18 protein-coding genes are annotated in these 17,745 nt (G+C 52.5%); 13 read left to right on the plus strand and 5 right to left on the minus strand.

Features of this window, described 5'->3' with window-relative positions; genetic code table 11:
* Positions 1–72 precede the first annotated feature (72 nt).
* Together DMB82_RS06060 and DMB82_RS06065 are read left to right on the plus strand one after the other, a co-directional pair.
* The gene (locus DMB82_RS06060) at positions 73–1,200 is read left to right on the plus strand and encodes an ABC transporter substrate-binding protein (protein ID WP_010301130.1); all 1,128 of its coding nucleotides are present in this window, start codon (positions 73–75) and stop codon (positions 1,198–1,200) included.
* 430 nt (positions 1,201–1,630) lie between these two features.
* The gene (locus DMB82_RS06065) at positions 1,631–3,292 is read left to right on the plus strand and encodes a methyl-accepting chemotaxis protein (RefSeq protein ID WP_116164601.1); all 1,662 of its coding nucleotides are present in this window, start codon (positions 1,631–1,633) and stop codon (positions 3,290–3,292) included.
* Positions 3,293–3,425: 133 nt separating this feature from the next.
* Here the strand turns inward: DMB82_RS06065 and DMB82_RS06070 are convergent, their stop codons facing one another.
* The 4 genes from DMB82_RS06070 to suhB all read right to left on the minus strand — a co-directional run bounded on the left by DMB82_RS06070 (position 3,426) and on the right by suhB (position 7,389).
* Positions 3,426–4,226, minus strand: a complete 801-nt coding sequence (locus DMB82_RS06070; RefSeq protein WP_102119452.1) for an ABC transporter ATP-binding protein — start codon at positions 4,224–4,226, stop codon at positions 3,426–3,428.
* On the minus strand, positions 4,223–5,305 hold the full coding sequence (locus DMB82_RS06075) for a FecCD family ABC transporter permease (protein WP_116164603.1): 1,083 nt from the start codon (positions 5,303–5,305) through the stop codon (positions 4,223–4,225). The genes DMB82_RS06070 and DMB82_RS06075 overlap by 4 nt, the downstream gene beginning before the upstream one ends.
* Positions 5,306–5,311: 6 nt before the next feature.
* On the minus strand, positions 5,312–6,430 hold the full coding sequence (locus DMB82_RS06080; protein WP_102119450.1) for an ABC transporter substrate-binding protein: 1,119 nt from the start codon (positions 6,428–6,430) through the stop codon (positions 5,312–5,314).
* Positions 6,431–6,585: 155 nt separating this feature from the next.
* Positions 6,586–7,389, minus strand: a complete 804-nt coding sequence (gene suhB / locus DMB82_RS06085; RefSeq protein ID WP_010307860.1) for an inositol-1-monophosphatase — start codon at positions 7,387–7,389, stop codon at positions 6,586–6,588.
* 135 nt (positions 7,390–7,524) lie between these two features.
* On the opposite strand from suhB, the gene trmJ reads away from it, so the two are divergent.
* From trmJ to sseB, 11 genes are all read left to right on the plus strand, one after another.
* Positions 7,525–8,250: a tRNA (cytosine(32)/uridine(32)-2'-O)-methyltransferase TrmJ gene (gene trmJ / locus DMB82_RS06090; protein WP_116164605.1), complete on the plus strand. Its 726-nt coding sequence runs from the start codon at positions 7,525–7,527 to the stop codon at positions 8,248–8,250.
* A gap of 119 nt (positions 8,251–8,369) precedes the next feature.
* Positions 8,370–8,864, plus strand: a complete 495-nt coding sequence (gene iscR / locus DMB82_RS06095) for a Fe-S cluster assembly transcriptional regulator IscR (RefSeq protein ID WP_010280087.1) — start codon at positions 8,370–8,372, stop codon at positions 8,862–8,864.
* 267 nt (positions 8,865–9,131) lie between these two features.
* Complete coding sequence (locus DMB82_RS06100; RefSeq protein WP_039463830.1) at positions 9,132–10,346, plus strand: IscS subfamily cysteine desulfurase; 1,215 nt, start codon at positions 9,132–9,134, stop codon at positions 10,344–10,346.
* Between the two features lie 24 nt (positions 10,347–10,370).
* Positions 10,371–10,757: a Fe-S cluster assembly scaffold IscU gene (gene iscU / locus DMB82_RS06105; RefSeq protein ID WP_005970177.1), complete on the plus strand. Its 387-nt coding sequence runs from the start codon at positions 10,371–10,373 to the stop codon at positions 10,755–10,757.
* A gap of 80 nt (positions 10,758–10,837) precedes the next feature.
* Positions 10,838–11,161 (plus strand): iron-sulfur cluster assembly protein IscA, encoded by a 324-nt coding sequence (gene iscA / locus DMB82_RS06110; RefSeq protein ID WP_010307854.1) that lies wholly within the window; start codon positions 10,838–10,840, stop codon positions 11,159–11,161.
* Between the two features lie 71 nt (positions 11,162–11,232).
* The gene (hscB, locus tag DMB82_RS06115) at positions 11,233–11,751 is read left to right on the plus strand and encodes a co-chaperone HscB (RefSeq protein ID WP_102119448.1); all 519 of its coding nucleotides are present in this window, start codon (positions 11,233–11,235) and stop codon (positions 11,749–11,751) included.
* Positions 11,752–11,826: 75 nt separating this feature from the next.
* Positions 11,827–13,677: a Fe-S protein assembly chaperone HscA gene (gene hscA, locus DMB82_RS06120; RefSeq protein ID WP_116164607.1), complete on the plus strand. Its 1,851-nt coding sequence runs from the start codon at positions 11,827–11,829 to the stop codon at positions 13,675–13,677.
* A 1-nt stretch (position 13,678) separates the two neighbouring features.
* Complete coding sequence (gene fdx, locus DMB82_RS06125; RefSeq protein WP_005970171.1) at positions 13,679–14,014, plus strand: ISC system 2Fe-2S type ferredoxin; 336 nt, start codon at positions 13,679–13,681, stop codon at positions 14,012–14,014.
* Between the two features lie 21 nt (positions 14,015–14,035).
* Positions 14,036–14,236 (plus strand): Fe-S cluster assembly protein IscX, encoded by a 201-nt coding sequence (gene iscX / locus DMB82_RS06130; RefSeq protein WP_010280073.1) that lies wholly within the window; start codon positions 14,036–14,038, stop codon positions 14,234–14,236.
* A 338-nt stretch (positions 14,237–14,574) separates the two neighbouring features.
* A complete protein-coding gene (pepB, locus tag DMB82_RS06135) occupies positions 14,575–15,882 on the plus strand; it encodes an aminopeptidase PepB (protein ID WP_116164609.1) in 1,308 nt (435 codons plus the stop codon).
* A gap of 52 nt (positions 15,883–15,934) precedes the next feature.
* A complete protein-coding gene (sseB, locus tag DMB82_RS06140) occupies positions 15,935–16,729 on the plus strand; it encodes an enhanced serine sensitivity protein SseB (protein WP_116164611.1) in 795 nt (264 codons plus the stop codon).
* Positions 16,730–16,948: 219 nt separating this feature from the next.
* Here sseB and DMB82_RS06145 read toward each other — a convergent pair whose 3' ends face one another.
* Positions 16,949–17,737: a MurR/RpiR family transcriptional regulator gene (locus DMB82_RS06145; protein WP_102119236.1), complete on the minus strand. Its 789-nt coding sequence runs from the start codon at positions 17,735–17,737 to the stop codon at positions 16,949–16,951.
* Positions 17,738–17,745 lie beyond the last annotated feature (8 nt).

Below are 17,745 nucleotides of genomic sequence, written 5' to 3' on the forward strand. Positions count from 1 at the left end.
ATCACGGCAGGATATCATTTAAATAATGATAACTATTATCATTTGTAACCATAATCGCAGAAGGGAATAAGAATGAAGAAATGGCTGTTTTCAGTCGTTGCTCTGTTGGGGCTGAGTGCGAGCGTTGTCGCCAGCGCTAACCCGATTGTTATTGAAGACGTTAGTGGCAGGAAGGTAGAAATCAAATCCGAAGTGAAGCGGATTATCTTAGGGGAAGGTCGACAGATTTATCTGCTGGCTGCCTTTGATACCGAGGCTCCGTTCCAGCGCGTAGTGGGCTGGCGTGACGATTTGCCGAAAGCCGATTACGACGGCTATTTGGCTTACGAAAAGCAATACCCAGAAATTAAAAAGCTGCCGACCTTTGGCGGAGCGAAAGACGGCACCTTCAACGTCGAGCAGGCATTGACGCTGAAGCCGGATTTGGTGTTGATGAATCTGGAATCAAAAGCGGCGACGGATGAAGGCAAGTTGATTGAGAAGCTCAGTTCGCTGGGCATTCCGGTGGTGTTCATCGATTTCCGCGAGAAGCCGTTTGAGAACGCAGAAAAAAGCATTCACATCATGGGCCAACTGGTTGGCAAACCACAGCGTGCGGAAGAGATTATTAAGTTCCGTCGTGAGCAGATTGAGCTTGTCACCGATCGGTTGAAGAACTATCAGGGTCCACGTCCGAAAGTGATGATCGACCGCGCGGGCGGCTATGATGAAGAGTGCTGCATGTCATTCGGTGATGAGAACTTTGGCCGCATGGTTGAAGCCGCTGGCGGTGATAACATTGCCAAGAACATCATCCCCGGCACCTTTGGTACGCTGAACCCCGAGCAGATTATCAGCTCTCGCCCGGATGTGGTGGTGGTGACCGGAGCTAACTGGAAAAACTACAACACGGCGAATGGCTGGGTTGGCGTTGGACCAGGTGCCGATCAGAAGGAAGCGCTGCAACGTTTGCAAAAACTAATGGAACGCTCAGCATTCAAAACGCTGCCAGTAGCGACCGATGGCAACGCCCATGCCATCTGGCATCAGTTCTATGACAGCCCGTATCAGTTTGTGGCGATTCAGGTATTAGCAAAATGGATGCACCCGGAGCTGTTTAAGGATATCGATCCTGATGCAACGTTCCGTACCTTCCATGAGAAGTTCCTGCCGCTGCCCTATCAGCCAGGTTACTGGGTCACGCTGCCAGCGAAGAAATAACACTGCCAGATAATAAAAAGCACTGGGCTCTATGGCTCAGTGCTTTTCTGTACTGATTTCATCATCCTGCAAGTAGCCTGTACATTGGCTGTGTTATTTGGAGGGCTAAACCTCTCTCCGCTCATCCCGAGCTTGATTTTTTGAGCATTCAAAGCGAACACGTTTTCCCTTTCTGTTTATCGAATGTCGAATTTTTAGATTTTTTAACTATCATTAATTTTACTTTAATAGCCAATAATCATTAGTACGAATTTATTAAATGACATTTGCGGTCAATACTATAAAGCTGCTTGCTTCTCTGGCGATAATGGATGTGGTGGCGATATCTCAGATTCTGGTTCGATATAACGTGTCGGAATAACCATTCCGTTCTTTACGCATATTTGAATCAGGAAAAATACGCGGTATAAAATTTAAAAACGGAGTGGCTATGAATATCACACAACGCTTGCTACTGATATTCTCGTTAATGTCCTTAGCGTTGATCTCGTTGGTCATCGTTACATTGTCATTATTATCAGGCTTTCAATCTCGTGCTGAATATGTTCAGGAAAATACGATCCCGAGTTTCAAATACATAAGTCAACTAGTCGAAAAAAGTAACTCATTGGTACTTTTTTTGTATCGTCACCAAACCATCTCAGAAAATGACAAGCTCAATGCCATTGAGCAGGATATAACGAAAACTTCTGAAGAAGTAAAAGCGCTTAATGATTATTACCTGAAAAATCTTTCGTCGAATGAAGAAGATACTCGGGTGTCAAATCAGGCAGCGGATATAATTGGAAAAATACAGTCGTCACTTCCCGCTTTTTTTGCTGCATCGCGCTCAAACCAAAAAGAAGACTCTCTTAAGCTTTTACAGGGAATGGGGGGGCCAGGGGAGGCTGTTCGCAATTTAATCGCAACTTATCGCGAACAGTTTAACCTTAATGTTCGAATCGGGGATGAGTTGCGTAAGCAGAATGTGGCCGCTTACGAGAAGTCATGGATCGGTCTATTATCGAGTTCGATATTGATTGTCTTATTGATCGGCTTTTTCGCGGTAAGAACGATTCTGGGCATTAGAAAAAGTCTGAACGCCATGAGCCAAACGATGGAAAACGTGAGCCATAGTCTTAACCTGACAATACAGGCAGATGAACGACGTAAAGATGAGGTAGGAAATACGGCCAGAGCCTTCAATAGCCTGATCCACCGAGTCTCATCTGCATTGGCTGCCGTGAGTGCATCGTCGCAGTCGGTAAGCAGTGCGGCGACGCAGATTGCGGCGGGGAATGAAGATTTGTCATCCCGAACTGAAGAACAGGCTGCTTCGCTGGAGCAAACGGCTGCGAGTATGACGGAACTTGCGGAAACGGTGCGTCAGAATGCGGAGAACACACAACAGGCGAGTCTGCTGGCGGGGAATGCTAGCCGGATTTCGATCAATAGCGCGGATTCCGTCAGCACCATGCTGAATACAATGGAACACATTCGTACTAGCTCAGGTAAGATCACCGACATCATTGCGCTTATCGAAGGCATTGCATTTCAGACCAACATTCTTGCCCTGAATGCGGCGGTAGAAGCGGCACGCGCTGGTGAACAAGGCCGCGGTTTCGCCGTGGTTGCGGGAGAAGTACGCACACTGGCACAGCGGTCATCTACGGCAGCGCGTGAAATCAAGGACTTAATTGATGCCTCAAATTCGCTGGTATCGGAAGGTGTGGATCAAGCGAGTGATGTAGGAAAAAATATGTCGGCGATGAAAGACGCCATCCAGCAGGTGACCGACTTAGTGAATGAAATCGCGGCGGCAACGGAAGAGCAAAGTAAGGGAATTAACTTAGTACATCAGGCAGTTAATCAGATGGATGATGTGACTCAGCAAAATGCTTCATTGGTGGAGGAGGCCTCTGCGGCGTCGCAATCGTTACAAGAACAAGCCAATACGTTGAGCCAATTGGTCGGACAATTCATTGTAGGACAGGAATCTTCCTTGGCGCACTCTTCAGCGCCTGTGCCACTAGGAATACTCGCGCCGCGTCTCTCGTCCGTGAAGAAAAAAAGTTCTGCTGCTCAGGATGAAGCGGACTGGCAACGCTTTTAATCCTTCACACTGCGTGCGCTATAAATGATAAGCACGGCTTTTGGGCATGGTGAATCGAGAGCTGTCTTATAAGTAAGATGAGAACAAGCGGAGACGGTGAGGGGACTCACCGTCTAGTCGTACAGAGAAAAGCTTAGATGGTCGGTTCGCTGACCAGCCCGTCGATAATCACCTGCGGCACGCCCTGCGAACAGCGCTCGATGCGTCCGCGTACGCCATAGACCGCTGACAGGCTTTCAGGGCTAATCACCTCGGCCGGTGCGCCATTGGCAATCAAATTACCGTTTTGCAGCATCAATACATGGTCGCCATGACGCAGCGCGATGTTGATGTCATGCACCACCACGACGGTGATGATGTTGCGCTTGCGCGTTTCCTTGCGTACCAAATCCATCACGTGGAACTGATAGTTCAGATCGAGTGCGCTAAGCGGTTCGTCCAACAGGAGCAGCGAAGGTTGACGGATCAGCGATTGTGCTAACCCCACCAGCTGTTTCTGTCCGCCGGAGAGCTGATCGAGATAGCTCAACGCCAGATGTTCAATGCCTAACTGACGCAGCAGGCTCATCACTTCATCCTGCTTTTCGGCGTTGTGCATGCCGCCGGACGCGCGCTGTGCGACGATAATCGATTCCAGCACGTGCAGGTGAACGCCTGCGGGCAGGGACTGCGGCAGATAAACGACTTTTTCCGCCCGCTGAGCGAATGGCAACGTCATCAGGTTGGTGTCATCCAACCACAGTTCACCTTCGGACGCGTTCAGACCTGCCATTGCACGCAATAGCGTTGATTTGCCGCTGCCGTTGGGGCCGAGCAGCACGGTAATTTTCCCGCGCGGCAGCTCTGGGACGGACAGATCGCGAATCACCTGACGCTTGGGGTAACCGGCGCGAAAGTGGGAAAGGCGTAATCCAGAAGCGGTTTGCTGGTTCATACGTTTCCTCTGTGGCGCAGGATGATACTCAGGAAGAAGGGAACGCCAACCAGTGATGTGACGATCCCGACTGGTATAATGACGCCGGGGATGAGGTTTTTCGAGGCAACGGATGCCATCGACAGCACCAGCGCGCCAGTTAACGCGCTGGCAGGCAGATAGAAACGGTGGTCTTCACCGAAAATCATACGTGCGATATGCGGAGCAACCAGACCGATAAAGCCGATGGGGCCAACAAACGCGACCGAAATGGCGGACAAAATACTGATGCGCAGCAGCGTCGCCAGACGCAGGCGGCGGACGTTAATGCCAAAACTCACGGCGCGATCTTCACCCAACCGCAGCGCGGTCAGTTTCCATGAGCTCATCAGCGAAATTGGCATCACGATGATGAGCACCAGCAGCAGGATGCCTAATTTTTCCCACGAGGCACGAGCCAGGCTGCCCATCGTCCAGAACACCAGACCTTGCAGCGTGTCTTCGTTGGCGATGAACTGGAGCATGGATACCAGCGCGTTGAAGGTGAACACCAGCGCGATACCGAACAGCACGACGCCGGAGGTCGCGACCTGCGTCCAGCGCGTAATGCCATCAAGCAGCAACGCTGCCAGCAGCGCAAAGATAAAGGCATTTGCGGAGATAAACCACTGAGCCGGAATACCGGGGATGCCGATACCGAGGACGATAGCCAGCGCAGCGCCGAATGCGGCGGCGGAAGAAACGCCGAGCGTAAACGGACTGGCCAGCGGGTTGTTCAGGATCGTTTGCATTTCTGCACCGGCCAGACCAAGTGACAGCCCGACCACGATAGCCATCAGTGCGTAAGGCAGACGAATATCCCAAACGATCACGCGCGTACCGGCATCGGCGCTGGCCGGATCGGTCAGCGTCTGCCAAAGCACATCAAGCGGCAGCCCTGAAGGCCCCATCGTGAAATCCAGCAACAACGAGCCGATGATGATCAACAGCAGTATCGCCATAACACCCACGCGGCGTCGAAGGATGCCGCGATAGTTGTCCATAATGGTGTTGGCATCTGCGGCAGTATTGCGGATACTCGGTTCAATGGTTGTACTCATGAAAAATTACTCACCTTGTTTCCAGGCAAAGATAAAGTCACTGTCAGGCAGCGAGGTAAAATTCTGAATGATATGGTGATACGTGTCATCAGGATTCAAGCTGGAAAACGCCTGAGGATAAATGTCCTTTGCCAGATATTCCATACCAACAATGTTGTAAGGATGGTTGTAGAAATGGTGGTAAACGCCGTAAACGTGTTTCGCCTGAACGGCTGGAATTTGGCTGATGCCAGTGCGGTTTAGCAGCGTAGTGGCCTGATGACGAACGTCTTCTACGCTGGCGCCATAGCCTAACGGCAGTACCTGACTGTTACCACGCTTAGAGCCTGTCATAATGTAGACGTCAGGTTTCATGCTGATAATTTTTTCCAGCGAGACAAAGCCTGACGCGCCTGGCAGTAAATCCGAACCAATATTTTTCGCGCCGACCGCTTCAATTAATCCGCCCCAGCCGCTGTTGCTGTGTGTGAAGCAGCAGGAGTCTGAGTTGCCAGCAATCGGTTCAATAAAGACGTTAGGTTTCGGGGTGATTGCAGCGGTTTTCTGCTGAATAGCATCGAAGTGTTGACGATAGAAATCGGTATACGCTTTGGCATTGGCTTCCCGGTTCAGCACTTTACCCAATAGGTCGATGCTGGGGGCGGTATCTTTAGCCGGATTCACTTCATAATCGACGAACAGTACCGGAATATTCAGCGCGCTGAGCTTGTCGATCACACCGCTTTCCGTCAGTGCTGCCTTGGCACGCAGCTGGGCAATCATCAAATCCGGCTGTTTTGACAGCACGCTTTCCAGATCGACGTTGCCTTTGTCACTGAAGCCCATATCCAGAATGCCAACGGACTGAGGCCATTTCCCTTTCAGCATATCCCAGGTTGCGGTGTCCTGTTTTTTCGCCAGATTGTTCCAGGCGACCAGACGCTGAAAGGGATTATCGCGATCAAGCAATGCCATCGTCATAATATCGCGCCCATCTTGCAGGATGATGCGCTGTGGCTCTTGTTTAATGGTGACACTTCTTCCGTCGAAATCAGTGACGGTAAGCGGATATTGGGTGGCATAGCTGAAAAGCGGGGTGGTGAGGAGTGCAGTCAGAAAGAGTGATCTTACTGATTTTCTTAACATGGTGGCGATCCTAATTCACGATTTATCGGTGTAATGAGTTTGATAATTATTATCGTATAAGGATAAACAATGCGTATACAGGATTCATATGTAAAGAAAAATAACAACTCCGGCCCAATGTCGTTTTTATGGGGGTGGGCCGGAGTGGGTCGGGATTAGCGTTTCAGCGCGTCGCTCAGTTCTTCACGGATGGTACCCAGAATAGATTTCACCACGCGCGGGTTACCTGCAACCAGATTGCCGGATGCCAGATAGTTATGGCCGCCAACGAAGTCTGTCACGATCCCGCCAGCTTCACGAACCAGCAGCTCGCCACCGGCAAAATCCCACGGCTTCAGGCCGATTTCAAAGAAACCGTCAACGCGACCTGCGGCCACATAGGCCAGATCCAGTGCAGCAGAACCCGTACGGCGGAAATCCGCACAGTGGGTGAACAGCGCGCCGATGACGTTGATATAGCTTTTGCTGTGTTGTTTTAATTTGAAAGGGAAACCTGTTGCCAGTACGGTGCCTTCCAGATCGCGGGCAGTGCTGCTGCGCAGACGGTAGCCGTTCAGCTGTGCACCTTGACCACGGGTCGCGGTAAACAGTTCATTACGCATAGGATCGTAAACGACGGCAACTTCGGTACGGCCTTTAATGCGGACCGCGATAGAAACAGCGAAGTGGGGTAAACGTTTGATGAAGTTGGTGGTGCCATCCAGAGGATCGATAACCCATTGTACTGCCGGATCTTCGCCAACTAGCTCGCCACATTCTTCACCAATAATGGTGTGCTGTGGGTAAGACTTACGGATGACTTCAACGATCAGACGTTCTGCATCCCGATCAACGTTGGTCACAAAATCGTTGCTGCCTTTCTGGCTAGCTTCGACGGCGTCTGGCGTTTCATAGTTTTTGGCAATTAAATTACCGGCTTTACGCGCAGCGCGTATAGCGATGTTGAGCATCGGATGCATGGTATCGGTCCACTGGAATGTTAAAGAACGGAAAGCGGCGCAGAGTATAGCAGGAGAAAAGTCAAATAGCGAAGTTTGTGTTAGAGTACGGCGGTTTCCTTTTCGCACGACTTCCTTTCGCACAATAGAGTACATATGTTAGACAATATTCGCATTGTTCTGGTTGAAACGTCGCACACTGGCAATATGGGGTCAGTGGCCAGGGCGATGAAAACCATGGGATTAAGCAAACTTTATTTGGTCAACCCATTGGTGAAGCCTGATTCGCAGGCAATTGCGTTGGCGGCAGGCGCCAGCGATGTTATCGGCAATGCCACCATTGTGGAGTCGTTCGATCAGGCGCTCGAAGGATGTGGTCTGGTCGTTGGCACCAGCGCACGGTCTCGAACCTTACCTTGGCCGATGCTGGAACCGCGTGAGTGCGGCGTTCGCAGCGCGCAGGAAGCGGAACACGCGCCGGTCGCGCTGGTGTTTGGGCGTGAACGCGTGGGGCTGACGAATGAAGAGCTTCAGAAATGCCATTATCACGTGGCGATTCCTGCGAACCCGGAATACAGCTCGCTCAATCTGGCGATGGCGGTACAGATCATTGCTTATGAAGTGCGCATCGCGCATTTGGATCGCTTACAAGCCGACCAGCCGGAACACGAAGAGTCACCGTACCCGCTGGTCGACGATCTGGAGCGGTTTTATCAGCATCTTGAACAGACGCTGCTGCAAACCGGATTTATCCGACCAGCACATCAAGGGCAGGTGATGAACAAACTGCGTCGCCTGTTTACCCGCGCCAGGCCTGAAAGTCAGGAACTGAATATCCTGCGTGGGATACTGAGCTCGGTACAAAAAACACACGACGAATAATACTTGAGTGTTTTACTCGGTTAAATAGTTGACTAAAACACTCAGGAATGTCAGACTCGCGATATGTTCTGCCAATACATGTTTTCATAATACATGTTTTATCTACAGGTACCACTATCATGAGACTGACATCCAAAGGCCGTTACGCCGTTACCGCCATGCTCGATGTGGCTCTGCACTCCCAGGAAGGACCGGTTCCATTGGCGGATATTTCTGAACGCCAGGGTATTTCGCTGTCTTATCTGGAGCAGCTGTTTTCACGCTTGCGTAAGAACGGACTGGTTGCCAGCGTTCGTGGCCCGGGCGGCGGTTACCTGCTGGGTAAAAATGCGAATGAAATCGCTGTTGGTATGGTTATTTCGGCCGTCGATGAATCCGTTGATGCAACGCGTTGCCAGGGGCGCGAAGGCTGCCAGGGTGGCGATCGCTGCCTGACGCACACGCTGTGGCGCGATCTGAGTGACCGTATTACCGACTTCCTGAATAACATCACGCTGGATGAGCTGGTGAACAATAAGGAAGTGCTGGATGTGGCGGATCGTCAGGATGCTGACACGCGCCGCACCGCCAATGGACGTATCCAGGAAACGATTAACGTTAACCTGCGCGCCTGATACACCTTCAACGTGACGAGCACCCTTACTCGTCACGTTTTGCCTTTCCGATAGCCGCATAATCCTGACCACATTACCCAATGTGGCGTTGGCGTTAGTCCGACTATCACGGCGTGTTCTGACGATAATGTGTTCCGACGATAAATTGTTCCGGCTATAACATCGTCAGATTTTTTGCATTGGCCCGAGAGGTTGCGGGTATAAACAGCCTGTCAATAAAACAAAACGCATTGTACGTTTTGAAGTGATGTACGGAGTTTATGAGCAATGAAGTTACCTATCTATCTCGACTACTCAGCTACCACGCCGGTTGACCCGCGCGTCGCTGAGAAAATGATGCAATGTTTGACGTTGGACGGTACGTTCGGTAATCCGGCTTCCCGTTCCCACCGTTTTGGCTGGCAGGCGGAAGAGGCGGTTGATATCGCCCGTAACCAAATTGCTGAGCTGGTCGGTGCCGACCCGCGTGAGATCGTCTTCACGTCAGGCGCGACCGAAGCCGATAACCTCGCAATTAAAGGTGTTGCCAACTTCTATCAGAAGAAGGGCAAGCACATCATCACCAGTAAGACCGAACACAAAGCCGTACTGGATACCTGCCGTCAGCTTGAACGCGAAGGCTTTGAGGTGACTTATCTGGCTCCGCAGCGTAACGGTATTATCGATCTGGCTGAACTCGAAGCGGCAATGCGTGAGGACACCATTCTGGTTTCCATCATGCACGTCAATAATGAAATCGGCGTTGTGCAGGATATCGCTGCTATCGGTGACATGTGCCGTAGTCGCGGTATTGTGTTCCATGTCGATGCCACGCAGAGCGTAGGCAAGCTGCCTATCGATCTCAACCAGTTAAAAGTGGATCTGATGTCTTTCTCCGGCCATAAAATTTATGGGCCGAAAGGGATCGGGGCACTGTATGTTCGTCGTAAACCCCGTATTCGTCTCGAAGCGCAGATGCACGGCGGCGGGCATGAGCGCGGTATGCGTTCTGGCACTTTGCCTGTGCACCAAATTGTCGGTATGGGTGAAGCCTACCGCATCGCAAAAGAAGAGATGACTGCAGAAATGGATCGCCTGCGTGCGCTGCGCGACCGTCTGTGGAACGGTATTAATGATATTGAAGAAGTCTACCTGAATGGTGATATCGAGCAGGGCGTGCCCACTATCCTGAACGTCAGCTTCAACTATGTTGAAGGTGAATCGCTGATTATGGCGCTCAAGGATCTGGCTGTGTCGTCCGGTTCTGCCTGTACGTCGGCCAGCCTGGAGCCCTCCTACGTGTTACGTGCGCTGGGCATGAATGATGAGCTGGCACATAGCTCGATCCGTTTCTCGCTGGGACGTTTTACCACCGAAGAAGAGATCGACTACACCATCGAGCTGGTGCGTAAATCCATCGGTCGTCTGCGCGATCTTTCTCCGCTGTGGGAAATGTTCAAGCAGGGCGTGGATATCAGCAGCATTGAGTGGGCGCATCATTAATTCACCAGAGCGGGGACGACTATCATGGCTTACAGCGAAAAAGTAATTGATCACTATGAAAACCCACGTAATGTGGGTTCGTTTGACAACGCCGATCCGTCTATCGGCAGCGGCATGGTCGGCGCGCCAGCGTGCGGCGATGTGATGAAGTTGCAGATAAAAGTCAACAATGAGGGTATCATCGAAGATGCCCGCTTCAAGACATACGGTTGTGGTTCTGCCATTGCCTCCAGCTCGCTGGTCACCGAGTGGGTAAAAGGCAAATCGCTGAATGAAGCTGAAGCGATTAAGAACACGCAGATTGCCGAAGAGCTTGAGCTACCGCCAGTGAAGATTCACTGCTCCATTCTGGCGGAAGACGCTATCAAGGCAGCGATTGCGGATTACAAAAGTAAACGCGATGCGCAGTAATCTCTGCGGCTGAACTCGTCGGGGCAGCGTTTCTTGCGGTGCCTGATTCCGTCGAGGTGGCGAACGATCGAGGTAACAGTATGTCGATTTCTCTGAGCGAAAGTGCGGCACAACGCGTGAGCGCTTTCATCGCAAACCGGGGCAAAGGCCTTGGGCTGCGTCTTGGCGTACGGACATCCGGCTGTTCCGGTATGGCGTATGTGCTGGAGTTTGTTGATGATTTGAACGACGGTGATACGGTCTTTGAAGACAAAGGCGTCAAAGTCATCGTGGACGGCAAAAGTCTGGTCTATCTTGACGGAACCGAATTGGATTTCGTCAAAGAAGGGCTGAACGAAGGCTTTAAGTTCAATAATCCGAACATTTCCGGCGAATGTGGTTGCGGCGAAAGTTTCAACGTCTGACCCCTCTTGGGTAGTGAACGTGCGATCGATTAATGGCCTGCGCTGCTACCCAAAACTCCCAGAGTACCACTATGGATTACTTTACGTTATTCGGGCTGCCCATTCGCTATGATGTGGATGGCGGCCTGCTTGCATCCCGTTTTCAGGATTTGCAGCGGCAGTTCCATCCTGATCGTTATGCTGCTAGCCCAGAGCGCGAGCGCCTGCTGGCGGTGCAGCAGGCGGCGACGATCAATAATGCCTATCAGGCGCTCAAGCATCCGCTGAAACGCGCGGAGTATATGCTGTCGCTGCACGGTTTTGATGTGAACAATGAACAGCATACGATGAAGGACACGGCATTCCTGATGGAACAGCTGGAACTGCGCGAAGAGTTGGAGGCGATCTCACAGCGATCCGATGCGGATGAGGCGCTGACGGCCTTCGCGGAGCGGTTGCAGGCAACGATCGTTAAGCGCCGTTCGCATATGCGTGATGAACTCGATAATGAGACGTGGACAGACGCCGCGGATACCGTGCGCAAGCTACGCTTTTTAGACAAGCTCCAGCAACAGGTTGAAGAACTCGAAGAACAATTGCTGGACAGATAACTGGTTAATCCGGCGGGAAACCCGATGGTGATTACCATACCGGTTTTTTCGTCAGCCAATTGATGGAAGCTCAATATGGCCTTATTACAAATTAGTGAGCCCGGTCTTAGCGCCGCACCGCACCAGCGCCGTCTGGCTGTCGGTATTGATTTAGGCACCACCCATTCTCTTGTTGCTACCGTACGCAGCGGCGAAGCGCAGACGCTGGCGGATAGCGATGGACGCGACCTGCTGCCGTCGGTTGTCCACTATCGTCACGATGGTCACAGCGTTGGCTGGCACGCGCGCGACAATGCTGCCTACGATCTGGAAAATACCGTCAGTTCAGTTAAGCGCCTGATGGGGCGTTCTCTGGACGACATTCAGCAGCGCTATCCGCATTTACCGTATCACTTTCATGACAACGATAACGGCCTGCCGCTGATTCAGACCTCGGCTGGCAATCTCAATCCTGTACAAGTCTCGGCGGATATTTTGTCCGCGCTGGCTGCGCGTGCGGAAGCGGCGTTAGGCGGCGTGCCGGATGGCGTGGTGATTACCGTTCCCGCCTATTTCGATGACGCACAGCGTCAGGGCACCAAAGATGCGGCACGTCTTGCTGGGCTGCACGTATTGCGCCTACTGAACGAGCCGACCGCGGCCGCGATTGCCTACGGGCTGGATTCCGGTAAAGAGGGCGTGATCGCCATTTACGATCTGGGCGGTGGAACCTTTGATATTTCCATTCTGCGCCTGAGCCGTGGCGTCTTTGAAGTGCTGGCAACGGGCGGCGACTCTGCATTGGGCGGTGATGATTTCGATCATCTGCTGGCGGAGTGGCTGCGTGAGCAGGCGGGTATTCACGATCGCGACGATCGCCAGTTGGATCATGCCTTTCGTGATGCGGCAGTGAAAGCCAAGATTGCGCTAAGCAGCGCCGAGACGGTACGCGTGGATGTCGCGGGCTGGCAGGGCGATATCACCCGTGAACAGCTTGATGCGCTGATTGCTCCTCTGGTGAAACGCACGCTGTTGTCCTGCCGTCGTACGTTGAAAGATGCAGGGCTGACGGCAGAAGACGTGCTGGAAGTCGTGATGGTGGGCGGATCGACGCGTGTTCCGCTGGTGCGCGGGCAGGTGGGAACGTTTTTTGGCCGCTCGCCGCTGACGTCGATCGATCCGGACAAGGTTGTAGCTATCGGCGCGGCGATCCAGGCGGATATTCTGGTGGGCAACAAGCCAGACAGCGACATGCTGCTGCTAGATGTGATCCCCTTGTCGCTGGGGCTGGAGACGATGGGTGGGCTGGTGGAAAAAATCATTCCGCGCAATACCACGATCCCGGTTGCCCGCGCACAGGAATTCACCACCTTCAAAGACGGCCAGAGCGGCATGATGATCCACGTCTTGCAGGGCGAACGCGAAATGGTGGCGGATTGCCGCTCGCTTGCGCGCTTCTCGCTGCGCGGCTTACCGCCGCTGCCTGCCGGTGGGGCTCACATTCGCGTGACCTTTCAGGTGGATGCGGATGGCCTGCTGAGCGTGACGGCGATGGAGAAATCGACGGGCGTTGAGGCATCCATTCAGGTGAAACCGTCATACGGCCTGAGCGATACAGAAATTGCCACGATGATCACCGACTCGATGCTGAATGCGAAGGAAGATGTCGGCGCGCGTCGTCTGGCAGAGCAAAAAGTGGAAGCGGCACGCGTGCTGGAAAGCTTGCAAAGTGCGCTGGTGGCGGACGCCGAGTTATTGAGCCATGAGGAAAAAGGCGTCATTGTCGCGGCATCCGAACACCTGCATACGATGATGCAGGGAAGCGATCCCGTGGCAATTGAAGCTGCGATTAAAACAGTCGATCAACAAACCCAGGAATTCGCCGCTCGTCGCATGGATGCCTCTATCCGTCGCGCGCTGGCAGGCCATTCTGTGGATGAGGTGTAACATGCCTAAAATAGTTTTTTTACCGCATCAGGATCTGTGCCCTGAAGGGGCGGTTTTGGAAGCGGAACGCGGTGAAAGCATTTTGGAAGTCGCCCTGCGTAACGGTATTGACGTTGAGCACGCCTGCGAGAAATCCTGTGCTTGCACCACTTGCCACTGCATCGTGCGCGAAGGCTTTGACTCGCTGGCAGAAAGTACAGAAGAAGAAGACGACATGCTGGATAAGGCCTGGGGTCTGGAGCCGGAAAGTCGTCTGGGCTGTCAGGCGCGTATCGCTGGGGACGATCTGGTTGTCGAGATCCCGCGCTATACGATCAACCACGCACGCGAGCATTGATCTGAATAAGGAGAAACCGCGATGGGATTAAAATGGACAGACAGCCGGGCTATCGGTGAAGCGCTTTACGACCAGTTTCCCGATCTCGATCCGAAAACCGTACGTTTCACGGACATGCACCAGTGGATCTGCGAATTGGATGAATTTGACGATCGACCGGACGCTTCCAATGAAAAAATTCTGGAAGCGATCCTGTTGGTCTGGTTAGATGAAGCAGAATAGAAAGATTACGGGCTGCCTTGGGTGGCCCGTTTTATTCTCGTGCCAAAATTCGTAACATTTGCATGTCATGATGCACCGTTTATTTATCTGCAAACTGAGTATTTATAAGCGAGAGCGTTTATATACCCTAAATAATTCGAGTTTCAGGAAGGCGGCAAACGAAGGAATCCCGATGAGCTTACTCAGGTAAGTGATTCGGGTGACTGAATGCAGCCAACGCATATGAAACTTGAAGTATGACGGGTATAAACACGCATTGATAAGCAGAATGTCTGCAAATATGAACATCACCTGCAAACATGAAACGTGGCAGGAATACCTATTATCGGAGAAGCACTATGACGAACAATACCATGCTGATTTCACTCTCCACTCAACCTGCTGACGCGCGCTGGGGAGAAAAAGCGACGCTGAGTGTGAATGAGCAGGGTTTTACCATTCATGCAGGGGCGTCCCTGAACGGTAAAGCTGCACTGGCGGTGATCCAACGTGCTGCCCGTAAAATTGATGGGCAGGGGATTAAACACGTTAAGTTAGCGGGTGAAGGCTGGGATCTGGCAAACAGCTGGGCATTCTGGCAGGGATATCGCGGGCCGAAAGGGCAAAGAACGGTTGAATGGGCGGAACTGAACGACGCCGACAAGAAAGAGCTGAACGCTCGCCTGAAGATTGTTGACTGGGTGCGTGACACCATCAACCTGCCTGCTGAAGATTTGGGGCCAGAGCAACTGGCGACCCGCGCAGTCGATCTGCTGTGTGATGTAGCCTGCGATGCCGTTAGTTACCGCATCACCAAAGGTGAAGATCTGCGTGAGCAGAATTATGCCGGTCTGCACACGGTGGGTCGTGGTTCTGAACGTCAGCCGGTGCTGCTGGCGCTGGACTATAACCCAACGGGCAATCCGGATGCGCCAGTGTTCGCTTGCCTGGTAGGTAAAGGTATTACGTTTGATACCGGCGGCTACAGCCTGAAACCCAGCAGCGCCATGGATTCCATGAAATCGGACATGGGCGGCGCGGCCACCCTGACGGGCGCACTGGCGCTGGCGGCGGCGCGTGGTTTGCAACAGCGCGTGAAGCTGTACCTGTGCTGCGCTGACAACATGGTGAGCGGCAATGCATTCCGACTGGGCGACATCATTCGCTACCGCAACGGTAAAACGGTTGAAGTCATGAACACCGACGCGGAAGGGCGTTTGGTGCTGGCGGATGGCCTGATCGATGCGTCGGAGCAGAACCCACAGTGGATCATCGACTGCGCAACGCTGACGGGCGCAGCAAAAACGGCGCTGGGCAATGACTATCACGCGCTGTTCAGCTTCGATGATGAGCTGGTGGCGGCATTGCAGGAAAGCGCGACAGAAGAAAACGAGCCGTTCTGGCGCTTGCCGTTGGAAGAGTTCCATCGCAGTCATCTGCCGTCCAGCTTTGCGGATCTGAACAATATTGCCAGTGGTGCACACACGGCTGGTGCCAGCACGGCAGCGGCTTTCCTGTCGCACTTTGTGAAAAATTACCAGCAGGGCTGGCTGCACATTGACTGTTCCGCGACGTACCGTAAAGGCGCGGTAGAGCAGTGGGCGACGGGCGCAACGGGGCTCGGCGTACGCACGCTGGCTAACCTCTTGCTGAGCAACGCCAAATAGTTGGTTCAGGTCTTAAAGCGTCGGTTTTTAACGTAATCATGTTGAGGAAAGTATGGAGTTTTCGCCACGTAATAAACTGGAAGAAGTGTTGATTCTGGCTGCAACGGAACCCGCGCATCGTCCTGAGTTTTTCAGTGAACTGATGGAAGCCACGGTGTTTGTGCTGGGCACTACCGATGACGGGGATGAATCCGGTGAGGTGGTGTTGCACGCGGGCAGTAATGTGAACATCCAACACTGGGAAAAAGACGATGGCTCATCCGCTATTCCTTTCTTCTCTTCTCTGGAAGCATTACAGAGCGTGATTACGGAAGAAGCGCCTTTTCTGGCGCTGCCGACGCGTTCGCTGTTTGAAATGACGCAGGGCGTCACGCTGTTCCTCAATCCTAAGCTGCCGTATGGCAAAGAGTTTTTGCCGCAGGAAATTGAACATATTCTGTCTGGCGAAGGTAACGGCTTTGTTCAGCAACGCGTTGTTGAAGAAGAGATGCAGGTCATACTGAGTCAGCCAGCCGAGATGCCCGCACAGATGATTGATTCTCTAACGCAGCTGTTTACCAAACATCGCCATGTAAAACGGGCGTTTTTGGCGCAGATTCAGGAGCCGGGTGAAGAGCAACCGCACCTGCTGATTGGTATTGATGCCGATCAGGATGAAGAAACTATCATCCGTGAAGCGGGCAGCGTCGCCAGTGACACATTACCGGACGAGCGTCCTGTCGACCTGTGTCTGGTGAAAGAAGGCGAGCCGGGCATCAGCCACTACATGATTAAGCATTCCACGCCGTTCTACGAGCGCAAGTGGGGGAGTTTCCTGAGGGAGTTTAAGGCCACCGGCAACGCCTGATACCCGTCATACTTCAAGCTGCTTGTGCGTTGGCTGCCCTTACTCACCCCAGTCACTTACCTGTGTAAGTTCCTGGGGATTCGTGCGGTTGCCGCGTTACAAGGCTATAAATGAGCCTTGCCCTAGCGGGCCAACGCATAGCGTTGTTCAAAACGTTAACGTTTTGCCACGCAACTCGAATTATTTAGGGTATATAAGTTTGATACAGGCAACGGCGGATTACGATTTTTCCGCTGTTGCCTGCAATAGCAGTAAATCGATCAGCATCACCAGATTCGATTCAAATGAGCTAATCTCACCGGCTTCCGCCGCATAGTGAACCGCATCATCGTAGAGCCGGAAGTGCAAATCGGCTAACTCGCCTAATGAATTCAACGACGCGCGGGTAAATGCGATCACCTTCATGCCAATGTTTTTGGCGATACGCGCCTTATCCAATACCTGCTCGGTTTCCCCACTGCGGGAGATGGCGATAAACACCTGATATTTCGGCGCGTTATTGAGAAAAATGCCTCGGCTATCTCCTAACCCAGAGGAGAAGGCATCTTTCCCCAGCACCTGGAGTTTCTTCGCCAAATATTCGGCAAACAGATGGGAAAACCCCGCGCCATAGAGGAAAAAGTGGCTTTCCTGCCGCAGGATAGCGCTGAAAGCGGCGCTATCCTGATGGCTAATGTAGGCAAACGTGCGCTGGTAATTGTCGATAAAATGCTGGAAAGCATCAGGAAGAGAAGCGTCATTGGGCGTAACGACAGGCGAGGGGGCAAGACGCGGATGATCCGTGAGCAGCGTTTTGCAGTGATAAATGAATTCACTGTAGCCGCTAAAGCCGATTTTCTGGCACAGCCGCATGATCGTCGCCGTGGAAACATAGGTTTTCTGCGCCAACTCCCGTACCGTGATTTTGCCTATCAGTGATGAATGTTCGGCGATAAAAGCCAGCACGCGGTATTCCGCGCGCGTCAGCACCTGACCGTGCTGCATTAAGGATGCCAGCCGATTATCCACCTACTACT

The sequence above is a fragment of the Pectobacterium aquaticum genome (assembly GCF_003382565.3).
GTDB lineage: Bacteria > Pseudomonadota > Gammaproteobacteria > Enterobacterales > Enterobacteriaceae > Pectobacterium > Pectobacterium aquaticum.